This is a genomic window from Xanthomonas rydalmerensis (genome assembly GCF_033170385.1).
In the GTDB taxonomy this organism is placed as follows: Bacteria; Pseudomonadota; Gammaproteobacteria; order Xanthomonadales; family Xanthomonadaceae; genus Xanthomonas_A; species Xanthomonas_A rydalmerensis.
The window spans coordinates 3,061,370-3,083,112 of record NZ_CP126170.1; the positions used below are offsets into that span (position 1 = coordinate 3,061,370).

The following is a 21,743-nucleotide window of genomic DNA, read 5'->3' on the forward strand; positions in this document are numbered from 1 at the left end:
TGGACGCGATCGCGGGATCGGTCCGGGCGACGTGGGAAAGGCGCGCGGCTCAGCGCGCGCCGTTGATGATGCGGTGCACCGAGTCGGCGTAGCGCTGCAGTTGCTCCAGCGTCACGAACTCGTCGGCGGTATGCGCCTGGGCGATGTCGCCCGGGCCGTAGACCAGCGCGGTGTAGCCGCCGGCGGAGAACAGCGAGGCCTCGGTCCAGAAGTCCACCGCGTTGCCGATCGGCAGCTCCAGCGCATCGGCGACGTCGCGCGCGGCCAGGCGCTTGTCCTCGGCGCGCGCGCCATTCCAGTCAGAAGCCGCGCCCGACGGCAGGCTGGGACCACGGAACGTTTCCTCGAAGTGCGCCGCGGCCGGCTCGGCGAAACCGGCGAAGGTCGCCAGCAAGGCGTCCACGTCCATCGACGGCAGCGGCCGGAAACCGAAGCGCAACTCCGCCGCCGGCGCGATCATGTTGGCCTTGATCCCGCCCTCGACACGGCCGATGTTGAAGCGCAGCCCGGTCAACCCGCCGAAACGCGCGTGCGCCAGCGACTCCACATGGTCCAGCGCACGGCCGCCCCAGCGCATCGCCTGATGCAGCGCGCTGGCTGCGGCGTCCTGCTTGCCCGAGGCGTGGCCGGCGCGGCCGGCGAAGCGCATCAGCACCGAACTGATGCCACGATGCGCCAGCACCGCCTCGCTCATGGTCGGCTCGGCCACCAGCACTGCCTCGAATGCCGGGACCCGGGACCCGGGACCCGGGACCGAGGGGTGGGCGGCCAGGAACGCGGCGATGCAGCGCGGGTCGTTGGCTTCCTCGTCGCTGGAGAACAGAAACGCGGCATCGCCGTCGCCGGCATTGGCCGCGGCCAGCAGCGCCGCCGCCGCGCCCTTGATGTCGCACACGCCCAATCCGACCACGCGATCGTCCAGGCGCCGCATCACGTGCGGATCGGCGCTCCAGTGCGGCGAATCCGGCACCGTGTCCAGATGCACGTTGAACAGGTACTTGGGCGTGCCGCGCACCGCGTACAGGCTGACCGCGCCGGCGCCGTGGTCGATCACCTCCACCGCGAAGCCGGGCAGCTGCGCGCGGAGGTAGTCGAAGATGCCATCGGTGCCGATCGCCCGCGGCGGATTGCGGGTGTCGAAGGACACCAGCGCCTGCAGGTGATCGAGCGTGGAGGTGAGCAGATCGGTCATGGTGGGTCAGTCCGCCGTGGTGCTGGTGCGGTAGAGGTCGGGATAGGCGATTTCCATCAACGACTGCGGCCGCGCCGGCGCGGCGAAGCCGTATTGGGCGTAGAGCGCATGCGCATCGGAGGTGGCGAGCATGAAGCGGCGCAGGCCCTGCAACTGCGGATGGGCCATGATCGCGGCGACCAGTTGCTTGCCGTAGCCGCGGCCACGGTAGGCGTCGAGCACGAACACGTCGGCCAGATAGGCAAACGTCGCCCCGTCGGTGATCGCTCGGGCGAACGCCACCTGCCCTGCGCCCTCGACATAGCCGCCGAAGCACAGCGAACCGGCGATCGCCCGCTGCACCGTGTTCAGCGGGATGCCCAGGCACCAATAGGCCTGCTCGCTGAGGAAGCGATGGATCAGCGACAGATCCAGTTCCTGCTTGTCGGTGCTGATGCGTAGTGCGTGCATGGGTTCCATTGCAGTGGCCCCCTTCTCCCGCCGGGAGAAGGTGCCCCCGAAGGGGGCGGATGAGGGTACGGGCGAAGCCTGGTAAAGCGAATCGCGCCAGCGAGGTAAAGGGAAAGGCGCAACGCGCAGCCGACGATTGCGAGGCTTCGCCCGTACCCTCACCCCAACCCCTCTCCCGAGGGAAGAGGGGCTTTTCAAAGCGTCAGCGATTGACTTGCGCGTACAGCGTGGAGCTCATCCCGAACAGCTTGATGAAGCCCTCGGCCTCGGCCACGCCCCAATCCGCCGACTGCGCGTAGGTCGCGCCCTTGGCGTTGAGCAGGTGCGGCGACTTCACCGCCACCGCGTCGACACGGCCGCCGCGGGTCTCCAGCGTCACCTCGCCGTTGACCATCGCCTGCGACGACTTCAGGAAGGCTTCCAGGTCGGTCTTCAGCGGGTCGTGGTAGAAGCCCTCGTAGACCAGCTCCACCCACTTGCGCGCCACGTCCGGCTTGAAGCGGTTCTGCTGCTTGGTCAGCACCGCGTCCTCCAGCGCGCGGTGCGCGGCCAGCAGCGCCACTAGGCCCGGCGCCTCGAACACGATGCGGCCCTTCAGGCCGATCACGGTGTCGCCGGTGTACACGCCGCGGCCCACGCCGTAGGGCGCGAACAGCTTGTTGAGCTTGGCCAGGATCTGTTCGCCCGGCAGCGCCTTGCCGTCGAGTTCGACCGCCTCGCCCTGCACGAACTTCAGCTTCACCGTCAGCGGCTCGGTCGGCCACGCGCTGCGCGGCGCGCACCAGCCGCGGGCGCCCTCGCCCGGCGCTTCCCAGCGATCGATCTCGCCGCCGGACATGGTCAGGCCGAGCAGGTTCTCGTTGATGGTGTAGGCCTGCTGCTTGGCACGCACGCCGAAGCCGCGCTCTTCCAGGTACTTCTGCTCGTAGGCGCGGGTCTGGGTGTGTTCCTTCTGGATTTCGCGGATCGGCGCGACGATCTCGTAGTCGCCCAGCGCCTTGACCGCCAGGTCGAAGCGCACCTGGTCGTTGCCCATGCCGGTACAGCCATGGGCAATGACCTTGGTGCCCAGTTCCTCGGCGCGCTTGAGCGCGGCATCGACGATCAGGTAGCGGTCCGACACGAGCAGCGGATACTGGCCCTGGTAGCCCTCGCCGGCCCACACGAACGGCTTGACGAAGCCGGCCCAGATCGCCGGGCCGCCATCGACGGTGACGTGGCTGGCCGCACCCAGTTCCGCGGCGCGCTTCTCGATGAAGTCGCGCTCCTCGGCGTCCACGCCGCCGGTGTCGGCGAACACGGTGTGCACCGCATAGCCCTTGGCCTGCAGGTAGGGAATGCAGAAGCTGGTGTCGAGGCCGCCGGAAAAGGCGAGGACGATGTCCTTGGTGCCGGGAGTCGGGATTGGGGAGTCGGGATTGGTGGAAGCGGGGTGCTGCGACATGGGGGCGTCTCTCTGCGGTTGACTAAATTAAGAGCAGGAAGGGAGTCGCCGTTGCGACTCCCCAATCCCGAATCACGAATCCCGGCGGCCCTGGCCGGCCAGCGCCGCCATGATCGCCTTCTGCACATGCAGACGGTTCTCGGCCTCGTCGATGGCGATGCAGTTGGGAGAATCCATCACCGCGTCGGTGGCCTTGACGTTGCGGCGCAGCGGCAGGCAGTGCGAGAACACGCCGTTGTTGGTCAGGGCCATCTTGCGCTCGTCGACGATGAAGTGCTGGTACTGGTCGCGGATCGGTTTCTCCGGGCCCCAGTTGCCGAAGAACGGCAGCGCGCCCCAGCTCTTGGCGTAGACCACGTCGGCGCCGGCGTAGGCGCTGTCGATGTCGTGGCTGACGGTCAGCGAACCGCCGCTCTCTTCCACGTTCTGCGCGGCCCAGCCCATGTAGCGCTCGTCGAGCACGTAGTCCGGGGTCGGGCACAGCAGGGTCACGTCCATGCCCAGGCGGGTGGCGATGGTCAGCGCGGAATTGGCCACCGCGGTGTTGAGCGGCTTGGGATGGTAGGTCCAGGTCAGCACGTACTTCTTGCCGCGCAGGTCGCGGGTACCGAAGTGTTCCTGCAGCGCCAGCGCGTGCGCCAGCTCCTGGCACGGATGGGTGATGGTCTCCATGTTGATCACCGGCACCGGCGAGTACTTGGCGAAGCTCTTCAACACCAGATCTTCGCGGTCCTTGGCCCAGTCGACGAACTTCGGGAACGCGCGCACGCCGATCAGGTCGACGTAGCGGCCCAGCACCCGCGCCACCTCGGCGATGTGCTCTTCGGTGTCGCCGTCCATCACCGTGCCCAGGTCGAACTCGATCGGCCATGCGTCCTTGCCAGGCTGCAGCACCACCGCGTGGCCACCCAGCTGGAACGCGCCCAGCTCGAAGCTGGTGCGGGTGCGCATGGACGGATTGAAGAACACCAGCGCGATCGACTTGCCCTTCAGTTCGCTGCCGAGGCGGTTGCGCTTGAACAGCGCCGCCTGGGTCAGCAGCGCGTCCAGTTCGGCGCGGCTCCAGTCCTGGGTGTTCAAGAAGTGCTTCAGAGACATCGGTCGATCCTTTGCAGCGGTGGGGACGCGGGACGCGCGGGGGGTCTACAGCCTGGTTCTTTACGGGTGAAACTTTTCCGGCCGATGAAAACGAAAAAACCCAGCCTCGGGCTGGGTTTTCAGAACGAACGGCACGACGCTCCGGTTACCCAGCGAGAATGTGGGATTCCGGTCGACGCGCGCGCGACGTCATGCCCGAGGCCATGCGTGCGGCGCTGAGATCGTGCTGGGGCAGGTTCGCTTTCATCGGCGCGCATCCTCGCACGCGCACGCCACAGGCGCAAGCGCGCGCGGCGCTCAGCGCGGCGGCACCACCACCGCGTCGGGCACGTACGGCGCCACCGAGACGCGGATGCGCAGCCGGTTGCCCGGATCCTCGGGCAGCCGCGAGCGGTACTTGGTGCCCTTGTAGACATAGTCCACGTCGTAGGCGATGGGCCGGCGGAACTCGCGGCCGACCTCGACCATCCGGCAGTTGCGTCCGCCCGCCGGTGCCGCAGCCGGCGCGGCCGCCTGCTGTGCCGGTTCCTCGTGGCGGCGGCTGAAGATGTCCTTCACCGAATCCATCAGCCGGTTCAAGCGGCTGTCGTCCTCGGCCGGCTTGGGCGCCGGCGCCGCCGGGGCCGGCGCGGGGGCCGGATCGCATTGCTGCTCGGTACGGGTGGCGCGCAGGGTCTGGTAGACCGGCTCCACGTTCAGCACCTGGGCGTAGTCCAGCTTGACGTTCTCGATCACCACCACCCGGTTGCGCGCCTCGGAGTCCTGCGCCCAGGCCGGCGCGACGGCGCAGGCAAGGATGCCGACCAGCGGCAACAACGGGATCGGACGCATCGGCAGCAGGCTTCGCAAGGGCAGACCTCTGAGTGTAGGCATGGCGGCTTGCGTCGGGCTGAACGCAAGCCGACGGCCGTGCACCGACCTCGTCGAGGGCATGCCACCCCATCCCCGAGTCCGCCGCGCCGGGCTTGGCAGGCGCGCGGCCGGCATGGTGTGGTGCAACGCCTGAGCGGTCGTCAGTTCATGCCGCGCGGTGCCAGGCTGCGGCTGCCAGTCCAACCCGGAGCGCCGCGGTGGCGCGCGCCATGGCCGCGTCATCGCGCACGCGTGCACAGACGGCTGCTTCTTCCGGTTTCCTTGCCATCGGCACGCACACCTGCCGCCCGGTGCGCCCGGGGGGCGGATGACCCGCCTCGGGGCCGCTGCCGGTAGAATCGAGCGGTTTCCCCACCGCCGATGCCGATGAGCCTGCGCCTGCACAACAACCTGACCCGCCGGGTCGATGCCTTCGAACCGCTCGATCCGGTGGCTGGACCGACGCTCTACGTCTGCGGCCCCACCGTCTACAACTTCGCGCATATCGGCAATGCCCGCGGCCCGGTGGTGTTCGACGTGCTGGCGGCGCTGCTGCGGCGCCGCTACGGCAAGCTGCGCTACGCCCGCAACATCACCGACGTGGACGACAAGATCAACGCCGCCGCGCAGGCGCAAGGCGTGCCGATCTCCACCATCACCGACCGCTTCGCCGCCATCTACCGGCAGGACATGGCCGCGCTGGGGGTGACCCCGCCGGACATCGAGCCGGCGGCGACCGCGCACATCCCGCACATCGTGGCGATGATCGAGCGGCTGATCGCCGGCGGCCATGCCTATGCCGCCGAGGGCCACGTGCTGTTCGCGGTGGCCAGCTTCGCCGACTACGGCAAGCTGTCGCGGCGCGACCCGGAGGAGATGCTGGCCGGCGCCCGTGTCGAGGTGGCCCCGTACAAGCGCGACCCGGGCGACTTCGTGCTGTGGAAGCCTTCCAGCGATGACCTGCCGGGCTGGGACTCGCCGTGGGGACGCGGCCGCCCCGGCTGGCACATCGAATGCTCGGCGATGGCCGCCGCGCACCTGGGCGAGACCATCGACATCCATGCCGGCGGCGTCGACCTGCAGTTTCCGCACCACGAGAACGAGATCGCGCAGAGCGAGTGCGCCCACGGTGGCGCCACCTTCGCCCGCGTCTGGCTGCACAACGGCATGCTGACCTTCAGCGGCGCCAAGATGAGCAAGTCGCTGGGCAACATCGAGACGGTGCACGACCTGATCGCCCGGCATCGGCCCGAAGCGCTGCGCTGCGCACTGCTGAGCGCGCACTACCGGCAGCCGCTGGACTGGTCGGACGCCCTGATCCAGGCCCAGGTCGCCCGGCTCGACGGCCTGTACGGGACGCTGCGCGACCTGCAGGCCATCGACGCCGAGGCTGTCATTCCGGCCGAGATCGAGCAGGCCCTCGACGACGACCTCAACACGCCGCTGGCGCTGTCGGTACTGTCGAGCCTGGCGACACAGGCGCGGCAGGCGCTGCGCGATGCGGCGCCGGCCGGCGGCCCCGATCCCGCCGATGCCGCGCAACGTGCGGACACGCTGCGCCAGGCCAAGAGCCGACTGCTCGGCGCCGGCCTGGCCCTGGGCCTGCTGCAGCAGGATCCGCAGGTCTGGTTCCAGGGTGCCGGCAGCGACGACGACGCCCGCATCCAGGCGCTGATCGACGCACGCAGCGACGCCAAGAAAGCCCGCGACTTCGCCCGCGCCGACGCCATCCGCCAGGAACTGGCCGACGCCGGCATTGTCCTGGAGGACACGCCCCAGGGCGTACGCTGGAAGCGTGGGTAACCGCGCCCTCGTAAAAGAAGGGAGCACGGCTATTCCCTTCTCCCTCCGGGAGAAGGTGGCGCGCAGCGCCGGATGAGGGTACGGCGCGAAGCGACTCGCATAGACAGTTCGCGAGGCTGCTCCCAACCCTCACCCCAACCCCTCTCCCGGAGGGAGAGGGGCTTACAAGGTGCCCGAAGGGGCGGATGAGGGTACGGCGCGAAGCGACTCGCATAGACAGTTCGCGAGGCTGCGCCCAACCCTCACCCCAACCCCTCTCCCGGAGGGAGAGGGGCTTTACATCGCTTGATCTTGGATTGCTGATGACCGACACCGACTTCCCGCTCGAACCCACGCCCGCCGAGGCCCAGGCCGCCATCGCCGAGGAATTCGGCTTCTTCGGCGACTGGTCCGAGCGCTACCAGTACCTGATCGACCTGGGACGCAAGCTGCCTGCCTTCCCCGAGCACTGGAAGACCGAGGAGCATCGCCTGCACGGCTGCCAGTCGATGGTGTGGATCGTGCCCGAGGGCAATGCCGAGCGCCTGGTGTTCCATGCGATCAGCGACTCGGCGATCGTCTCCGGGCTGATCTACCTGGCACTACGGGTCTACTCCGGACGCAGCGCCGCGGACATCCTCGCCACCGCGCCGGATTTCGTCGCCGCCATCGGCCTGGGCAAGCATCTGTCGCCGACCCGCAGCAACGGCCTGGCCGCGCTGCTGGCCTTCATCCAGGACACTGCGCGCGCCCAGCAGGCATGAGCGCGCCCCTGCCCACCCCGCAGACCCTGCGCACGCTGCTGGCGCACCCAGGCTTCGCCCTGGTGCTGGCCTATCGCATCCTGGCGATGCTGTCCTACCAGATCGTCGCGGTCACGGTCGGCTGGCACATCTACGAGATCACCCGCGATCCGTTCTCGCTTGGCCTGATCGGGCTGGCCGAGATCCTGCCGTTCTTCTGCATCGCCCCGTTCGCCGGCTACCTGGTCGACCACCTGCCGCGACGCTACCTCGGCATGCTCGCCAGCGTCGGCCTGATCGCCACCGCCGCGGTGCTGCTGGCGGTGAGCCGCGGCTGGCTGTCCGCGCAGGGGGTGTGGCCGATCTATGCGGCGATCGCGCTGACCGGCGCCGCGCGCGCGTTCCTGTCGCCCGTGTACAACGCCCTGTTCGCCCGCGTCCTGCCCCGCGAGGCCTATGCGCGCGGCGCCAGCGTCGGCAGCGTCGCGTTCCAGGCCGGCATGGTGATCGGCCCGGCGTTGGGCGGCCTGCTGGTCGGCTGGGGCGGCAAGAGCCTGGCCTACGGCACCGCCATCGGCGCCTCCACCGCGGCGCTGGCCGCGCTGTGGCTGCTGCGCGTCGCCGAGCCGGTGCACGAAGGCCCGCGCGCACCGATCTTCCGCAGCATCGCCGAAGGCGCGCAGTTCGTGTTCTCCAACCAGATCATGCTCGGCGCGATGGCCCTGGACATGTTCTCGGTGCTGCTCGGCGGCGCGGTCTCGATGCTGCCGGCCTTCATCCACGACATCCTGCACTACGGCCCCGAGGGCCTGGGCATCCTGCGCGGCGCACCGGCACTGGGCTCGATCCTGGTGGGCGTGTGGCTGGCGCGGCACCCGCTGCAGCGCAATGCCGGACGCGTACTGCTGCTGGCAGTGGCCGGCTTCGGCCTGTGCACCATCGCCTTCGGCCTGTCGCGCCATTTCTGGCTGTCGGCGGCGATCCTGCTGGCCTACGGCATGTGCGACGGCGTCTCGGTGATCGTGCGCTCGACCATCCTGCAGCTGGCCACGCCGGACGCGATGCGCGGCCGCGTGTCTTCGATCAATGGCATCTTCATCGGCTCGTCAAACGAACTGGGCGCGTTCTACGACGGCGTGATGGCGCGGCTGATCGGGCTGGTGCCGGCGGTGGTCCTGGGCGGCTGCGTGACCCTGGGCGTGGTCGGCGTTACCAGTTGGAAGGCGCCCAAACTGCGCAATCTGGATCTGCGCGACCTGCAATAGGCTCTGCGGACGGCGTACCTACGTCGTCGCCGAGTGCGCGCAGTGACGGCCCCGCCCCACCGCGCTTCGCGCACGGCGGTATTGCTGCCTGCACTCCGCCCAACCTCTTTCGGCTCGCTGCAACGACCGCGCTCAGTGCGCGGCCGCCACGGCATGCGCCTGCGCCTCGTCGTCGGCCCAGGCATGCGCGCAATCCGGCACGCCGGCCGGCTGCGGCAGACCGCCCCGCCCCGCCAGGAACCGGCAGGTGGCGGCGAACACCGCCGGCACCGCACGCGAGCGGATCGGCGAGGCCAGCACGTGGTTGTCCGCCCCGGGAAAATCCACCGCCTGGCGCAAGGCCGGTGGTGTCCCCAGCTCCTTGAACATCGCCTGCAGTGCCGCCACCGATACCGTGCGGTCCTGGTGCTGCGGATCGCGGTAGTAGTAGCCGAGGAACACCGGCACATGGATCCGCGCATAGGTCGCCGGCTGCATGCCGCCGCGGGTCAGCGCGGCCAGCGCGCGATAGCCGTCCAGGTGGGTGGCATCGGCCCAGTAGGCGCTGTCGACCGGATAGCGCAGGATCGGATCGCCGCCGTTGTGCGTCCACGCCAGCAACTGCGCGCCCCACGGCCACAGCATCGGCTGCAACTGATCGCCGTACTCGCGCACCAGCGGCGACCACAACACCAGCGCCCGCACCTGCCGCGGATTCGCCGCCACCGCCTGCAGCGCCAACGCACCGCCCATCGAATTGCCGATCACCACCACCCGGTCGCCCAATACCCGGGTCACCGCCAGCGCCTCGGCGGCGCCGGCGAGCAAGCGCCCGGCATCGACGCCGCGTAGCGCATCGGCCGCGACCAGCCCGTGCCCGGGCAGGCGCGGCAGATACAGATTGCAGCCGAAGCTGCGCGCCAGCCGCACATGCGTGGGTGCGCCCTCGCCCTGGCTGGCGGTGAAGCCATGCAGATAGACCATGGCGCAGGCGCGTCGCCCCGGATGCGCCGGATCGGCCCACACGATGCGCGCCTGGTTATCCGGACGCACCCCGGGCGTGGTGCGCTCGCGCGCATCGATCCAGGCCTGCAGCGCCAGCGGATCCTGCGGTACCGCCGGCGCCGCCACCTGCGGCAGGGCCACACTGACCCGCGGCCCCAGCGCAATGACCGCCAGCAATAACAAGGCGATCAAGATGGGCAAACGCCAACGACGACGTCTGCGCATGTCTAGGCCGGCCAATTCGGCATTGCGGCTCAAGGACGGCACTCCGTTCTCGATCCAACCCTGGATACGACATGGAAATAATTTTCAAGCAACGACATGGATTGTCAGAGGTGACATGGCGACATACCACGCATTTCATTATGCGACACCGCCATGACAGGCACATTTAAAGCCTTCGACCGGCACCGAAGAAACCGCAACTTGAGCGAAAGCCGCAACGTTTCCAGGCTGGATCCGCGCTTTTCATCGCCATCCTGAGAGCGCACTTTGCAGAAAAGACAGAAAACAAAAAAGGAAAGGAAGACGAAAGAAGCACTGGAGATTATCTTCAGCGATAAAGCTCAAACCGCTTTTTGAAATGGGTGCGCGTCGAGCGCAGCCCCCCATATGAAACACGGATGGAATCAACCGAATGGAACGTTCGCTTTCCCGGGACGAGGCAGTGGACGCCCGAAGCCAGGCGTGGCTGGGAACGTTACGACTGGCAACGCCGCTCTCGACCCAGGCCTGGACCTGCGTCGCACTCGACATCGCCGCCGTTGTGATGTCGCTGCAGGCACTCCCTCCCATCCTCTCCCGGGCCGGCGCCGCCAGCCCGACACACAACCCCCTATCGGAGCTCTGCGCATGAAGTCCTTCTGGTTACCAAGTATCGGCATGGCATTGGCGTTCGCCATTGCCGTGCCAGGATCCTTGCAGGCGAAGCAAGCCCCTTCCCCTGCAGACGGCGAACAGGCGATCGCCTATGTGCTGAAGAACGACATCGTGCTATCGAGGCTATTCGGGGGCTGCCCTGCACTGAAATTTGCACGCACCGGCGCCGATGGCGCCAAGTCCTTCCTGATCGAAGGCAACTGCGACATCAAGAACAACCCGGAGGAAGATGCGGACTGTCCCGCCTATCACGTCCGTGCGACCGGGACGATCGACTCGCCGTCGCATTGGACGGTACGTCGCCAGGAACTGACCTTGGTGTGCTCCAGCGAGGGAGCAACGACGACGCGACGGATGTAACCGCCGCGCAGGTGCCTACGACGCCGGCGCAACACGCGGTGGCGAGAATGCAATCTTCGTGATGATCGCCACCATCACCGCCCATTCGGGCCTGAACCCGTCCGCTCAATGGGGCTCATTGAGCAGCGACCAGCACGACGCGTTCATCACCGCCTACGGGCACCGCGAAGGCTGGCACGGCAACCAACTCACCCTGTGGCGGGGACGGGAGCGCTCCCGTCTTCGCCACACATGACCCGTTACGGAGATTGCTCATGGCACCCCGGCTTCTTTCGCTGTGCGGCCTGCTCGCTCTCGGTCTAGCCTTCTCGCGGGTCCATGCCGCCGGCCGCGATGCGGCGGCCTGCACGCACGCGCTGCATCAGGTTTTTGCAGGCACCAGCAGCGCCGCCACCCTGCCCCCCTCATGCACACGTCTCGGCCCGGTCGCGCTCGGCATGCGCAGGCAACAGGTCCTGGCCGCGCTGGGCCAGCCGGACATCACCCGCCGCGATACGGCGCATCCGGACACGCTCAGTGTGGTGTATCTGTATCCGCGCGGATTCGATGCGCAGTTGGCGCAGCAACCGCGGCCAGCCGCCGCCCTCGCCTACAGCCAGCTGGCGGTGCGCTTTCGCCACGACCGGGTGGTCAACGCGATCGCCTCCGCCACCCCCGGCGCGCCATTGCCGTTCGATCTGCTCGGCCAGCCGGTCGGCACGCACGTCGATCGCGTGCTGCAGGCGATCGGCGGCCAGCCGCAATGGAACGCCAGCCGCGACTACGTGCAGTTCGCGGCGATGCCGCTGGGCCTGGAGGTCGATCCGGACACCTCGGCTCTCGTCGGGCTGGACATCGCAGCCACCAAGCAGGACCTGGACAGCTTCGCCCTGCCCGGCTTGCAACTGAGCAAGGAGACGCAAAGCGGGCTGGTCAACGGGGTGCGCTGAAGGGCGCCGCCGCTCATGCTGAGGTATGGCCGCCTCGACGCAGCATCCACGCAGCCGCAGGTGGCCCCAGCAGCAGGATTGGCCCAGGCCGAGCATCGCGCACCGACCCTGCGAGTACCGGCTTCCCGCGGCGGCATCGCGTCCGGGGCATGCGGCACGAGCCGGGGCGTGCAACGCCTGGACCGGCAGGCCGTAAAACGCAAAGCCCCGCGCGAGCGGGGCCTTGCCTCGACACACCGAAACGGTGAGGACTCAGTCGCCCTGCTGCTTCTGCAGGTGCTCCCAACGCTCCTGCGCATCGATGGTGCGCTCGGCGGTCAGGCGCGCTTCCAGGCGCTCCAGGCCGATCTCTTCGCCGGTGTCCACGCAGTAGCCGTAGTCGCCGGCGTCCAGACGCTTGAGCGTGCTGTCGATCTTGCCGATCAGCTTGCGGTAGCGGTCGCGGGTCCGCAGTTCCAGCGAGTTCTCGGTCTCGCGGGTGGCGCGCTCGGCCTCGTCGCCGATGTCGCGGACTTCGTCGCGCAGGTTCTCGATGGTCTGCTTGGATTCCTCGACCAGGTCGGCGCGCCAGGTGAGCAGACGCTGGCGGAAGTACTCCTGCTGCAGCGCGCTCATGTACTCCTCGTCCGCCGCCGGCTTGTAGCCCTTGGGCAGGATCGGACGGCCGGTGGCCTCGTCGGTCTTGTACTCGACCACCTTGTACTTGGCCGGCTTGGCCGGGGTGTTGGACTTGGCGGTCACGGCCACCGCGACCTTGCCGGTGGGCTTGGCGACCGGGGCCTTCGGGGTGGATTCGGACTTGGTGGGGGTTTTCGCGGAGGATTTCGAAACGGACACGGGATTCTTTTGTGGCGGGGTCGACGACGCGGCGGGCTTGGCGGCAACGGGCTTGGGAGCCGGTGCTGCAGCGGCCGCGGCGGGCTTGACCGGGACAGGCTTGGCCGCAGCCGGCTTGGAGGCCGACTTCGGTACGGAGGTGGCCACCGCAGGTGCGACGGAAGCGGTGGCCGGTTTGGATTTGGCAGGAGCGGCCGCAACCTTGGCGCCAGGCTTGGCCGCGGGCGTCTTCGCTGCCGGCTTGGCGGCGGGCACAGGCTTGGTCGCGACCTTGGCCGGTGCGACTGGCTTGGCGGGCGCCTTCTTGGCCGGGGCCTTCTTGGCAGGAGCGGACTTGGCCGACGCCGCCGCCACGGGCTTGGCCGCCGGCTTCTTGGCCACAGCCTTGCTGGCCGATTTGGCCGGCGCGACCTTGGCTGCCGACTTCGCAGGCGCGGCTTTCTTCAGCGGTTTGCTGGCGGCGGACACCGTCGCTTTCTTGGCGACGGGCTTGGCAGGCTTCTTGGCGGCCTGGACGGCCTTCTTTGCAGGTTTTTTAGCAGCCACGAACGCTCTTCCTTGGTCTTCCCGGGGCCCGGGAAAGCGGGCCTTTATAGCCTACCCTACCCCCCGCGGCAACAACGCGGCGTATACGCCGAGCGACCCGCCTAGTCGAGCACAGTGGCATATCATGGTGGCGTGATCGCCCGCGCTCTCATCGCCTTGCTGCACCTGTACCAGCGCTTCATCAGCCCGCTGCTGGGGCCGCGCTGCCGTTTCGTGCCCAGTTGCTCGGCGTATGCGGTGACCGCCATCGCCCGTTTCGGCGCATTGCGCGGCGGCTGGATGGCCGCCCGCCGCGTCGGCCGCTGCCACCCCTTCCATCCTGGCGGGTTCGACCCGGTGCCCGACCCCACGGCGCCGCCACCCTGCCGCTGCCAAGGAAAACACTGATGTCCGCTTCCACACTGATCGTCAACGCGCGCCTGGTCAACGAAGGCCGCGAAACCCAGGGCGACCTGCGCATCGCCGACGGCCGCATCGCCGCGATCGCCCCGCAGCTGGCCGCGCGCGAGGGCGAGACCGTGGTCGACGCCGCCGGACGCTGGCTGCTGCCCGGCATGATCGACGACCAGGTGCACTTCCGCGAACCCGGCCTGACCCACAAGGGCGACATCGCCAGCGAATCGGCCGCGGCGGTGGCTGGCGGCCTGACCAGCTTCATGGACATGCCCAACACCAATCCGCCCACGCTCGACGCCGCCGCACTGCAGGCCAAGTACGACGCCGCGCACGGCCGCGCCTGGGGCAATTACGGCTTCTACCTGGGCGCCAGCAACGACAACCTGGCCGCGATCCAGACCCTGGACCCGAAGACCGCGCCCGGCATCAAGGTGTTCATGGGCGCCTCCACCGGCAACATGCTGGTCGACAACCCGCAGACCCTGGACGCGATCTTCCGCGACGCGCCGACGCCGATCATCACCCATTGCGAAGACACCCCGACCATCGACGCGACCCTGGCCGCGTTCAAGGAAAAATATGGCGAGGCGCTGACCCCGGACATGCACCCGGACATCCGCTCGCGCGAAGCCTGCCTGAAGTCCTCGCAGTTGGCGGTGTCGCTGGCGAAGAAGCACGGCACCCGCCTGCACGTGCTGCATATCTCCACCGCCGACGAGCTGGCGCTGTTCACGCCCGGCCCGATCCAGGGCAAGCGCATCACCGCCGAAACCTGCATCCACTTCCTGCGCTTCGACCGCGCCGACTACGCCACGCTCGGCAACCTGATCAAGTGCAACCCGGCGATCAAGGACGCCAGCGACCGCGAAGCGCTGATCCGCGCGATCGCCGAGGACGTGATCGACGTGCTCGCCACCGACCACGCGCCGCACACCTGGGAAGAGAAGAGCAAGCCGTATGCGCAGGCCCCGTCCGGCCTGCCGCTGGTGCAGTACGCACTGGTCGCGGCGCTGGAACTGGTCCACGAGGGCCGGCTCAGCGTGGCCCAGGTGGTGCACAAGTTCGCGCATGCGCCGGCGCTGCTGTTCGACGTGCACGAACGCGGCTTCCTGCGCGAGGGTTACCACGCCGACCTGGTGCTGATCGACGACACCGCGTTCACCGTGCGCCGCGAGGACGTGCTGTCCAAGTGCGGCTGGTCGCCGTTCGAAGGCCGCAGCTTCCGCTCCAAGATCGCCGCGACCTGGGTCAACGGCGTGCTGGCCTGGGACGGGACCCGCCTGGTCGGCAGCCCCAACGGGCAGCGCCTGGCGTTCGACCGCTGATGCGCGTCGCCCTGGTGTCCGGCGCCGCACTGGCGCTGGTCCTGCTGACCGCACCGCTCGCCCCGGCGCTGCACGCGCAGACGCCGGCCGCGGCCGGCGCCGAGGCGCGCAGCGTGTTCCCGCGCAGCGCCTCGCAGGGCGCACTGGTGATCGGCAAGGTGGCGCCCGGCAGCCGCGTGCAGTACGCCGGACGCACCCTGCGTGTCAGCGACTACGGCAGCGTGGTGTTCGGCATCGGCCGCGACGAGCGCGGTCCGCTGCGCATCGCCGTGCAGCGCCCGGACGGCGGCAGCGAAACCGTCGAGATTGCGGTGACGCCGCGCGACTGGCCGCTGGAACAGGTCAACGGGGTGCCGCCGAAGACGGTGAATCCGCCGCCGGCGATCGCCGAGCGGATCAAGCGCGAACAGGCCCAGGTCACCGCCGCGCGCGACCGCGACGACCCGCGCACCGATTTCGCCGCGCCCTTCATCTGGCCGGTACAGGGCCGCATCAGCGGTCGCTTCGGCAATGCCCGGGTCTACAACGGCCAGCCTGGCGCCGGGCATTCCGGCATGGACATCGCCGTGCCCACCGGCACTCCGGTCAAGGCCCCGGCGGCCGGCGTCGTCACCTTCGCTGCTCCCGACCTGTACCTGACCGGCGGCACCGTACTGCTGGATCACGGCTATGGCGTCAGCTCCAACTTCCTGCACCTGTCGCGGATCGACGTGAAAGTCGGCGACCGCATCGCCCAGGGCCAGGTCATCGGCGCCGTCGGCGCCACGGGTCGTGCGACCGGGCCGCATCTGCATTGGGGGATGAATTGGTTCGACGTACGGATCGACCCGTTGCTGGTGTTGGAGCGCACGAAGCAGCCCTAAAGCGCGGGCGCGTCAGTTGCGCTGGCGCGCGGCGGCGCGTTCCTGATTTGCGCATCCGACGCCTTCGCTTGGCGCGGTTCGATGTGCGCATCGACCCGTTGCTGGTGCTGGAGCGGACGAAACAGCTTTGAAGCGGGTTCACTGGCGCGCGGCGGCGCGTTCATCAGGTGCAGTGACGTACAGCGGCATGTTCATTTTGTAGGAGCGGCTTCAGCCGCGACGGGCACTCCCGGTAACGCCCGTCGCGGCTGAAGCCGCTCCTACAATCGCGACGATAGATCGCGCCGAGCCACGACGCGTTGCTAGGGATGTCGTCCTGAAGTCGCTCCCACATCGGAACGCTGCGCGGCATCCGCGTCGCGCAGCGGCTGGGCGGCGGGTCTCGGCGCAGGAACGCAAGCGGCAGCGGAGAGGCGCGCCGGCGCTTGTTCGAATGGCCGCGGGAGCGGGACAGGCGGTGTCGCGCGAGGCCGTACCCTCACCCCAACCCCTCTCCCGGTGGGAGAGGGGCTTGCTGCCGGTCCTTTCCTTCTGCCCTCCCCTCGGGACCACAGCTCTCTTATTGCGGGGAGAGGGTGCACCGCAGGGGCGGATGAGGGGTCGGGCGCAGCCTCGTGCAATGCGCTGGCGCGTAGCCTTCCCGTTACACCGGCGTGGCCGTCGGCAGCAGGCGCCCCAGCACGACATGCGATGGGCTGTTGGCCAGGTCCAGCGGCATCACCAGCTTGGGATTGGGATGCGGCAACGGCGTTCCCGGGGCCTCTTCGCCGGCTTCCCGCAGCAGACTGCCGTTGTCTTCCACCTGGTCGGTGACCGGCGGCAGCGGCGGCAGGCCCAGCCCGGCGCGGACCGCGTTGGCACCGTTCAGCAGGTCCTCGTCCGTGACCGTGGTCAGCGCCGAGGCGGCCAGGCTGGCCGGTGCGCCCTCCACCGCCGCCAGGCGCTGCGCCACGTCGCCCAGGACCTGCTGCCGGTGCGGATGCAGCAGTTGCCACACCTCTTCCCATAGCGCCTTCCAGTCCAGGTCCGGGAACGGCATGTGGGTGGGCCCGCTGAGCACGATCTGCGGCGCCAGCCGGCCCGGCGGTGCCGCGTCGCATTCGGCCAGCGCGCGGTACACCACCTCGCTGCACACCATGTGCGAGGGGTTGTCGCGGACCAGGTGGTCCAGCGCCTCGCGCACCACGATCCGCGCCAGCCAGTGCTGCGGCCACTTGCCGCGGATGGCGACCAGCACGCCCAGCGTGGCCAGGCTGTCCAGCGGATACGGAACGCCCAGCAGCGATTGCGCCTTGGCCAGCACGCTGGCGCGGTCGGCGTCGTCCAGCGCCAGGCAGGCGTAGCTGAGTGGCCGGTAGGCGTCGATGATGAGGTAGTTGGTGGTGTCGGTCAGCCGTTGCGACAGCGGATAGCGGCGCACGCCGCTGGCCGCCGCCTCGATCAGATCGCCCTGGTCGGCGACGATCGCGGCATGGCTGTAGATGCTGTCGCCGCACCAGGCGATCAGTTCGGACACCGGGCCGCAGCCCAGTTGCAACAGGATGTCGCCGACCTGCAACTGATCGGGAGCGAACGCGGGCAAAGCGGGCTGGGCAGTCATGGCTGGGGCTCCTGGTGGGTGACGCGGTGGGTGGGGGACACGCTGACGCGGTTGCGGCCGGCGGCCTTGCTGGCGTACAGCGCGGCATCGGCGCGCTGCAGCAGCGCCGCGACGCTCTCGCCGTGCTGCCATTGCGCCACGCCGACGCTCAGGGTGCATGACAGCGCCTGGCCTTCGCGCGGCAGCGGCTGCGCGGCGACGTGCTGGCGGATGTCCTCGGCCACGCGCCGCGCGGCCTCCAGCGTGGCGCCGGGCATCAACAGCAGCATCTCGTCGCCGCCCTGGCGGCCGAGCGTGTCGGTGCTGCGCAGGCGCGCCCGCGCGCAGGCGGCGACCCAGCGCAGGCAGGCATCGCCGCCGGCGTGGCCGTGGATGTCGTTGATGCGCTTGAAGTGGTCGATGTCGATGTAGGCCAGCGCCAACGGCCGCTCGCTGCGTGCGGCGTCCTGCAGCGCCTCGGCCAGGCGCTGCTGCAGCGCGGCGCGGGTGAGCATGCCGGTGAGTTCGTCCACCGTCGCCATGCGGCTGACGCGGTCGCGATCGCGACGCAGCTCCAGCATCTGCTCGGCCAGGCCGAAGGTGACCAGCAGGCAGGAGATCGCCAGCGCCAGGCTGATGCCGTGCGCCAGCAGCGGCGCAGCCAGATCCAGGTGCAGCCAACCGGTCAGTTCCAGGCAGCGCAGCACGCACAGCATCCACAGCGGCGTCCACGAGGCCAGCAGCGGCCAGGCGTAGCGTTGCCCGCGCAGGGCCAGCAGCAGGCAGCACGGCAGCAGCAGGGCCGCGCCGACGATCAGCCCGACATTGCCCAGCAGACTCAGCACCACCGAATCCGACACCAGGCAGGCCATGGCGATGCCGAGCAGGAACAGCGCGCACAGCCGTAGCACCCGGTCCAGCCGCGGCAGTTGCCGGTGCATCTCCAGTTGCCGGCGCTGGAAGGTGATGATGAAGAAGCCGCCGAGCGCGGCGACGATGCGCATCGGCGTCGGCGAGGACGCGAACACGCTGGCCAGGCCGGGCACCGCGCGCGCCTCGCCGCCGAGGCCGAGCAGGTACAGCAGCACGCACATCACGTTGGCGGTGAAGTACCCGTAGATCGGTTCGCGCAGGCGCGCCCACAACGCGATCGCCAGGATCGCCAGCACCGCGGTCGAGCCGAGGATGAAGGCGCGCCAGCCGACGTAGTGCAGGTCCTCGCGCTGCACCTGCGCCAGCGGCACGATGCCCACCGGCATCGGCATCGCCGCCGGCGCATGCACCCGCAGCCAGATCGAGGCGCCGCGCGGCAGTCCCTGCGGCAAGGCGATCACCAGGGCGCGGGTCGAGTAGCGCAGGTCGGCGTCGGCACCGTAGATCGCGTGCCGGGTCGGCGCGGTGCGTCCCGGCACCCAGGCCTCGACCCGGGTCAGGTACGGCGACTGCAGCACCAGCTGCGGTTGGCCCGCGCTGCCGATCGCGCGATCGGCGCGGATGCGCCACCAGGTGGGCTGCTTGCTGCGCTCGTACAGGGTCGCGCCATGGCCGGCATCGGCGAACGCGGCATCGTGGCGCCCCGCCACCACCTCCGGCGCCGGAGGGTCGGCGGCCAGCCGTTGCAACAACAGTTCCTGCCCCAGCGCCGACCCGACCATCCCCAGGCACAGCAACAGGCAGCACCAACGGCACAGGCGCTTCAATCGACGGGTTCCAAGTGGGATCGGCGTCGAGCGTAACGCAAGCCGCGACGCCGTTCGTATCCAAATTCACGACCCCGTCACACCACAACGTGGGGTCGGCACACGGCGCGCAGATCCATGCCGCAGTGCGGCGGCAGTCTCCCGCCGAAAGGTCTGGAACGCCGGTAGCCGTCGCGTTTTGCCCTGGGAATCGCCCTCCACGCCCACACCAACCGGCGCTCCGCACGTGCTGCGGATCAGTGATCGTGATGGAGACGACACAACCGGCCTCTGGCTGCGACATCGGCCGGCATCGACGCGCGAACGTCCCTACCATCGCCGGTCCGCTGACGACGCCGGATCAGGCGACCGGATGACACCGGTATCATTTTAAGCGTCGCCGCGGCCCCTTATCCTTGAGCGGAGGCTTCCCATGACCGTATCGCGCTGGTTGCTGCTTTCCTCCACCCTGGCCCTGGCGGCCGGGGTCGTCACCGATGCGCCGGCCCTGACCGGGACCACGTCGCGCCCGCAACTGACCAGCAGCGAGGCGGCCAGCCAGACCGTCGCCCGCCACCTGGCCCAGGCCGGCCCGATCGGCGCCCTGGTCACCGACAACTGGGATCCGAGCGCCGGGGTCGCGCTGCTGAAGGCCGACTACGCCGTGGCGGCCGACGGCAGCACCCGCTACCGCACCGTGCAGGCCGCGGTGGACGCTGCGGTCGCCGCCGGCGGCAGCATGCGCCGCTACATCAGCGTGGCACCGGGCACGTACACCGAAGTGGTCTGCGTCCCCGCCGCGGCGCCGCCGCTCACCCTGTTCGGGCTGGGCGGCAGCCCGGCCAGCACCACGATCCGTTTCGGCAACGCCAACCCGACGCCGAAGCCCACCGGCAGCGCCACTCATGCCTGCGCCAGCAACGCCGCCAGCAGCACCATCGGCACCTCCGACAGCGGCACCGTCACCGTGCGCGCCGCGCAGTTCCAGGCGCGCAACCTGGCGATCGTCAACAGCTACGTCGAGGGTACCTACAGCGGCAGCAACCAGTCGGCGGTGGCGCTGGCGTTGCGCGGCGACAAGGCGGTGCTGGAGAACGTGGTGCTGACCGGCAATCAGGACACCCTGCTGGTCAGCGCCGGCAGCGCCAACACGGTGATCCGCGCGTACCTCAAGGGCGGCACCATCGAGGGCGATACCGACTTCATCTTCGGCTCGGGCGTGGCGGTGTTCGCCGGCAGCACCATCCGCTACACCGCGGCCCGCCGCGGCGCCACCGACGGCGGCGTGATCTTCGCGCCCAGCACCCGCCCGGGCAGCAGCTACGGCTTCCTGGCCATCGGCAGCACCTTCGATGCGGTCGGCACTCCCGGCAGCGGCACGGTGTGGCTGGGCCGGGCCTGGGACGAGAGCGTGGGCAGCCTGGCCAACTACGTCGACGGCACCTCGCCCAACGGCAAGGTGGTGATCCGCGATTCGGTGCTGGGCGGGCACATCCGCAAGAGCGCGCCGTGGAACGCCTCGACCATCGGCCGGCCGTACTGCAGCAGTGGCTGCAGCACCTCGGCCAACCGCTTCTACGAATACGCCAACAGCGGCGCCGGCAGCGCCCCCTGAAGCAAGGCGACGTGGTGTGGGCCGGGCTTAGCCCAGCCCGGCCCACCAGGCGCGCCACAGCGTCGCCATCTGTCCCGGCGGCTTGGGCGTGGCGGTTGCCTGCTGCGCCGTCCGCGCACGCGCCAGCGCCGACAGGATGCGTCGCGCGCGCGGCCCGCGCACGCGGCGCGGCCATGGCTTCAGCAACGCCTGCGCCCAGCGCTGGCGCTGCTGCGCCTCATCGCCGCCGCGTAGCGCCAGCGGCGCGGTGGCGGCGCCGGCCTCGACCAGGCGCTGCGCCAGCACCTGCAGCGCGACCGGCACCGCGGCGCCCTCGACCGGGGCCTCGAACAGCGCGCGCTCGACCGCGACCACCGCCTGCGCGAACGGCTCCAGCCGCTCCAGTGCGTGCGCGGTGTCGGCCGCGGCCGCGCGCGACTGCGGCAGGCTCGGCAAGGCCTCGGCCAGTTGCGTCCACGGCGCGGCCACCGGCTCCAGCACCCGTCCCAGCGGATGCCGCGAACGCTGCCCGGCCCAACTGCGCAGTTCCTCGCCCCACCAGGCCAGCTTGGCGTCGGCCGGCAGCGGATCGCCGGCGATGTTGAGGATGTCGTCGAACTCCTGCAGCAGGGCGAACCAGGCCACGGTGCGGGCGCGCTGCGACGCCGGCACGAAGGCCTCGGCCACGGCCCATTCCGGCCAGCGGCGGCGCCATTTGTCGAGGAAGGCATCCAGGGCGGACGAACTGCTCATGCGATCGGTGAATCCGGAGTCAGGCGCGCGCAGCGAAGGCGTCGCGCAACGGGGGAGTGAGCGCGGTTGTCGCGCAGAACGCGCAGTTTACGTGCGCGACCGGTGGATGCCGAGCGGTGCCGGCGTGCAGGCGGCGCCACGACGGTCGCGGCCGCTGCGCGGCGGCGTCGCCAACGCAGCGACGGCACCGGCG

20 protein-coding genes are annotated in these 21,743 nt (G+C 69.6%); 10 read left to right on the top strand and 10 right to left on the bottom strand.

From position 1 onward, the window contains the following. Positions 1-49 precede the first annotated feature (49 nt). From QN245_RS12845 to QN245_RS12865, 5 genes are all read right to left on the bottom strand, one after another. Positions 50-1,192, bottom strand: a complete 1,143-nt coding sequence (locus tag QN245_RS12845) for an acetylornithine deacetylase (protein ID WP_317843356.1) — start codon at positions 1,190-1,192, stop codon at positions 50-52. 6 nt (positions 1,193-1,198) lie between these two features. Beyond that, a complete protein-coding gene (locus tag QN245_RS12850; protein WP_317843357.1) occupies positions 1,199-1,651 on the bottom strand; it encodes a GNAT family N-acetyltransferase in 453 nt (150 codons plus the stop codon). A 193-nt stretch (positions 1,652-1,844) separates the two neighbouring features. Then, positions 1,845-3,086 (bottom strand): argininosuccinate synthase, encoded by a 1,242-nt coding sequence (locus QN245_RS12855; protein WP_184448602.1) that lies wholly within the window; start codon positions 3,084-3,086, stop codon positions 1,845-1,847. A 72-nt stretch (positions 3,087-3,158) separates the two neighbouring features. Continuing rightward, the gene (locus QN245_RS12860; protein ID WP_019798153.1) at positions 3,159-4,184 is read right to left on the bottom strand and encodes an N-acetylornithine carbamoyltransferase; all 1,026 of its coding nucleotides are present in this window, start codon (positions 4,182-4,184) and stop codon (positions 3,159-3,161) included. A gap of 297 nt (positions 4,185-4,481) precedes the next feature. Continuing rightward, entirely contained in the window at positions 4,482-5,015 is a 534-nt protein-coding gene (locus QN245_RS12865; protein WP_184448753.1) for a hypothetical protein, read from the bottom strand. 408 nt (positions 5,016-5,423) lie between these two features. Here QN245_RS12865 and cysS point away from each other — a divergent pair, with 408 nt between their 5' ends. The 3 genes from cysS to QN245_RS12880 all read left to right on the top strand — a co-directional run bounded on the left by cysS (position 5,424) and on the right by QN245_RS12880 (position 8,826). Continuing rightward, positions 5,424-6,839, top strand: a complete 1,416-nt coding sequence (cysS, locus tag QN245_RS12870; protein WP_160965189.1) for a cysteine--tRNA ligase — start codon at positions 5,424-5,426, stop codon at positions 6,837-6,839. A gap of 302 nt (positions 6,840-7,141) precedes the next feature. After that, positions 7,142-7,582, top strand: a complete 441-nt coding sequence (locus tag QN245_RS12875) for a SufE family protein (RefSeq protein ID WP_160970330.1) — start codon at positions 7,142-7,144, stop codon at positions 7,580-7,582. Continuing rightward, complete coding sequence (locus tag QN245_RS12880) at positions 7,579-8,826, top strand: MFS transporter (RefSeq protein ID WP_167087590.1); 1,248 nt, start codon at positions 7,579-7,581, stop codon at positions 8,824-8,826. Before QN245_RS12875 ends, QN245_RS12880 begins: the two co-directional genes overlap by 4 nt. A gap of 132 nt (positions 8,827-8,958) precedes the next feature. Here the strand turns inward: QN245_RS12880 and QN245_RS12885 are convergent, their stop codons facing one another. Continuing rightward, entirely contained in the window at positions 8,959-10,035 is a 1,077-nt protein-coding gene (locus QN245_RS12885) for an alpha/beta hydrolase (RefSeq protein ID WP_184448604.1), read from the bottom strand. Positions 10,036-10,662: 627 nt separating this feature from the next. On the opposite strand from QN245_RS12885, the gene QN245_RS12890 reads away from it, so the two are divergent. The 3 genes from QN245_RS12890 to bamE all read left to right on the top strand — a co-directional run bounded on the left by QN245_RS12890 (position 10,663) and on the right by bamE (position 11,978). Further along, positions 10,663-11,049 (top strand): hypothetical protein, encoded by a 387-nt coding sequence (locus QN245_RS12890; RefSeq protein WP_184448605.1) that lies wholly within the window; start codon positions 10,663-10,665, stop codon positions 11,047-11,049. 61 nt (positions 11,050-11,110) lie between these two features. Further along, positions 11,111-11,284, top strand: coding sequence for a hypothetical protein (locus QN245_RS12895; RefSeq protein WP_255421692.1), 174 nt, complete (start codon positions 11,111-11,113; stop codon positions 11,282-11,284). A 19-nt stretch (positions 11,285-11,303) separates the two neighbouring features. After that, complete coding sequence (gene bamE / locus QN245_RS12900; protein WP_184448606.1) at positions 11,304-11,978, top strand: outer membrane protein assembly factor BamE domain-containing protein; 675 nt, start codon at positions 11,304-11,306, stop codon at positions 11,976-11,978. A 252-nt stretch (positions 11,979-12,230) separates the two neighbouring features. On the opposite strand, the gene dksA is transcribed toward bamE, so the two are convergent. Further along, positions 12,231-13,361 carry an RNA polymerase-binding protein DksA gene (dksA, locus tag QN245_RS12905; protein ID WP_184448607.1) on the bottom strand — a complete coding sequence of 377 codons (1,131 nt, stop codon included), beginning with the start codon at positions 13,359-13,361 and terminating at the stop codon, positions 12,231-12,233. Positions 13,362-13,475: 114 nt separating this feature from the next. Between dksA and yidD the strand changes: the two genes are divergently transcribed. The 3 genes from yidD to QN245_RS12920 are packed head-to-tail and all read left to right on the top strand — an operon-like array spanning position 13,476 to position 15,945. After that, positions 13,476-13,748 (top strand): membrane protein insertion efficiency factor YidD, encoded by a 273-nt coding sequence (gene yidD / locus QN245_RS12910; RefSeq protein ID WP_184448608.1) that lies wholly within the window; start codon positions 13,476-13,478, stop codon positions 13,746-13,748. Then, entirely contained in the window at positions 13,748-15,082 is a 1,335-nt protein-coding gene (locus QN245_RS12915; RefSeq protein ID WP_184448609.1) for a dihydroorotase, read from the top strand. The genes yidD and QN245_RS12915 overlap by 1 nt, the downstream gene beginning before the upstream one ends. Beyond that, the gene (locus QN245_RS12920; RefSeq protein WP_160970316.1) at positions 15,082-15,945 is read left to right on the top strand and encodes a M23 family metallopeptidase; all 864 of its coding nucleotides are present in this window, start codon (positions 15,082-15,084) and stop codon (positions 15,943-15,945) included. The genes QN245_RS12915 and QN245_RS12920 overlap by 1 nt, the downstream gene beginning before the upstream one ends. Before the next feature lie 643 nt (positions 15,946-16,588). Here QN245_RS12920 and QN245_RS12925 read toward each other — a convergent pair. Together QN245_RS12925 and QN245_RS12930 are read right to left on the bottom strand one after the other, a co-directional pair. Further along, positions 16,589-17,545 carry a hypothetical protein gene (locus tag QN245_RS12925; protein WP_317843358.1) on the bottom strand — a complete coding sequence of 319 codons (957 nt, stop codon included), beginning with the start codon at positions 17,543-17,545 and terminating at the stop codon, positions 16,589-16,591. Then, positions 17,542-19,224, bottom strand: coding sequence for a sensor domain-containing diguanylate cyclase (locus QN245_RS12930; RefSeq protein ID WP_160970311.1), 1,683 nt, complete (start codon positions 19,222-19,224; stop codon positions 17,542-17,544). Before QN245_RS12930 ends, QN245_RS12925 begins: the two co-directional genes overlap by 4 nt. 412 nt (positions 19,225-19,636) lie before the next feature. Here QN245_RS12930 and QN245_RS12935 point away from each other — a divergent pair, with 412 nt between their 5' ends. Continuing rightward, a complete protein-coding gene (locus tag QN245_RS12935) occupies positions 19,637-20,818 on the top strand; it encodes a putative acyl-CoA thioester hydrolase (protein ID WP_255421694.1) in 1,182 nt (393 codons plus the stop codon). Between the two features lie 27 nt (positions 20,819-20,845). Here QN245_RS12935 and QN245_RS12940 read toward each other — a convergent pair whose 3' ends face one another. Continuing rightward, positions 20,846-21,550: an isoprenoid biosynthesis enzyme family protein gene (locus tag QN245_RS12940; RefSeq protein ID WP_160970309.1), complete on the bottom strand. Its 705-nt coding sequence runs from the start codon at positions 21,548-21,550 to the stop codon at positions 20,846-20,848. Positions 21,551-21,743 lie beyond the last annotated feature (193 nt).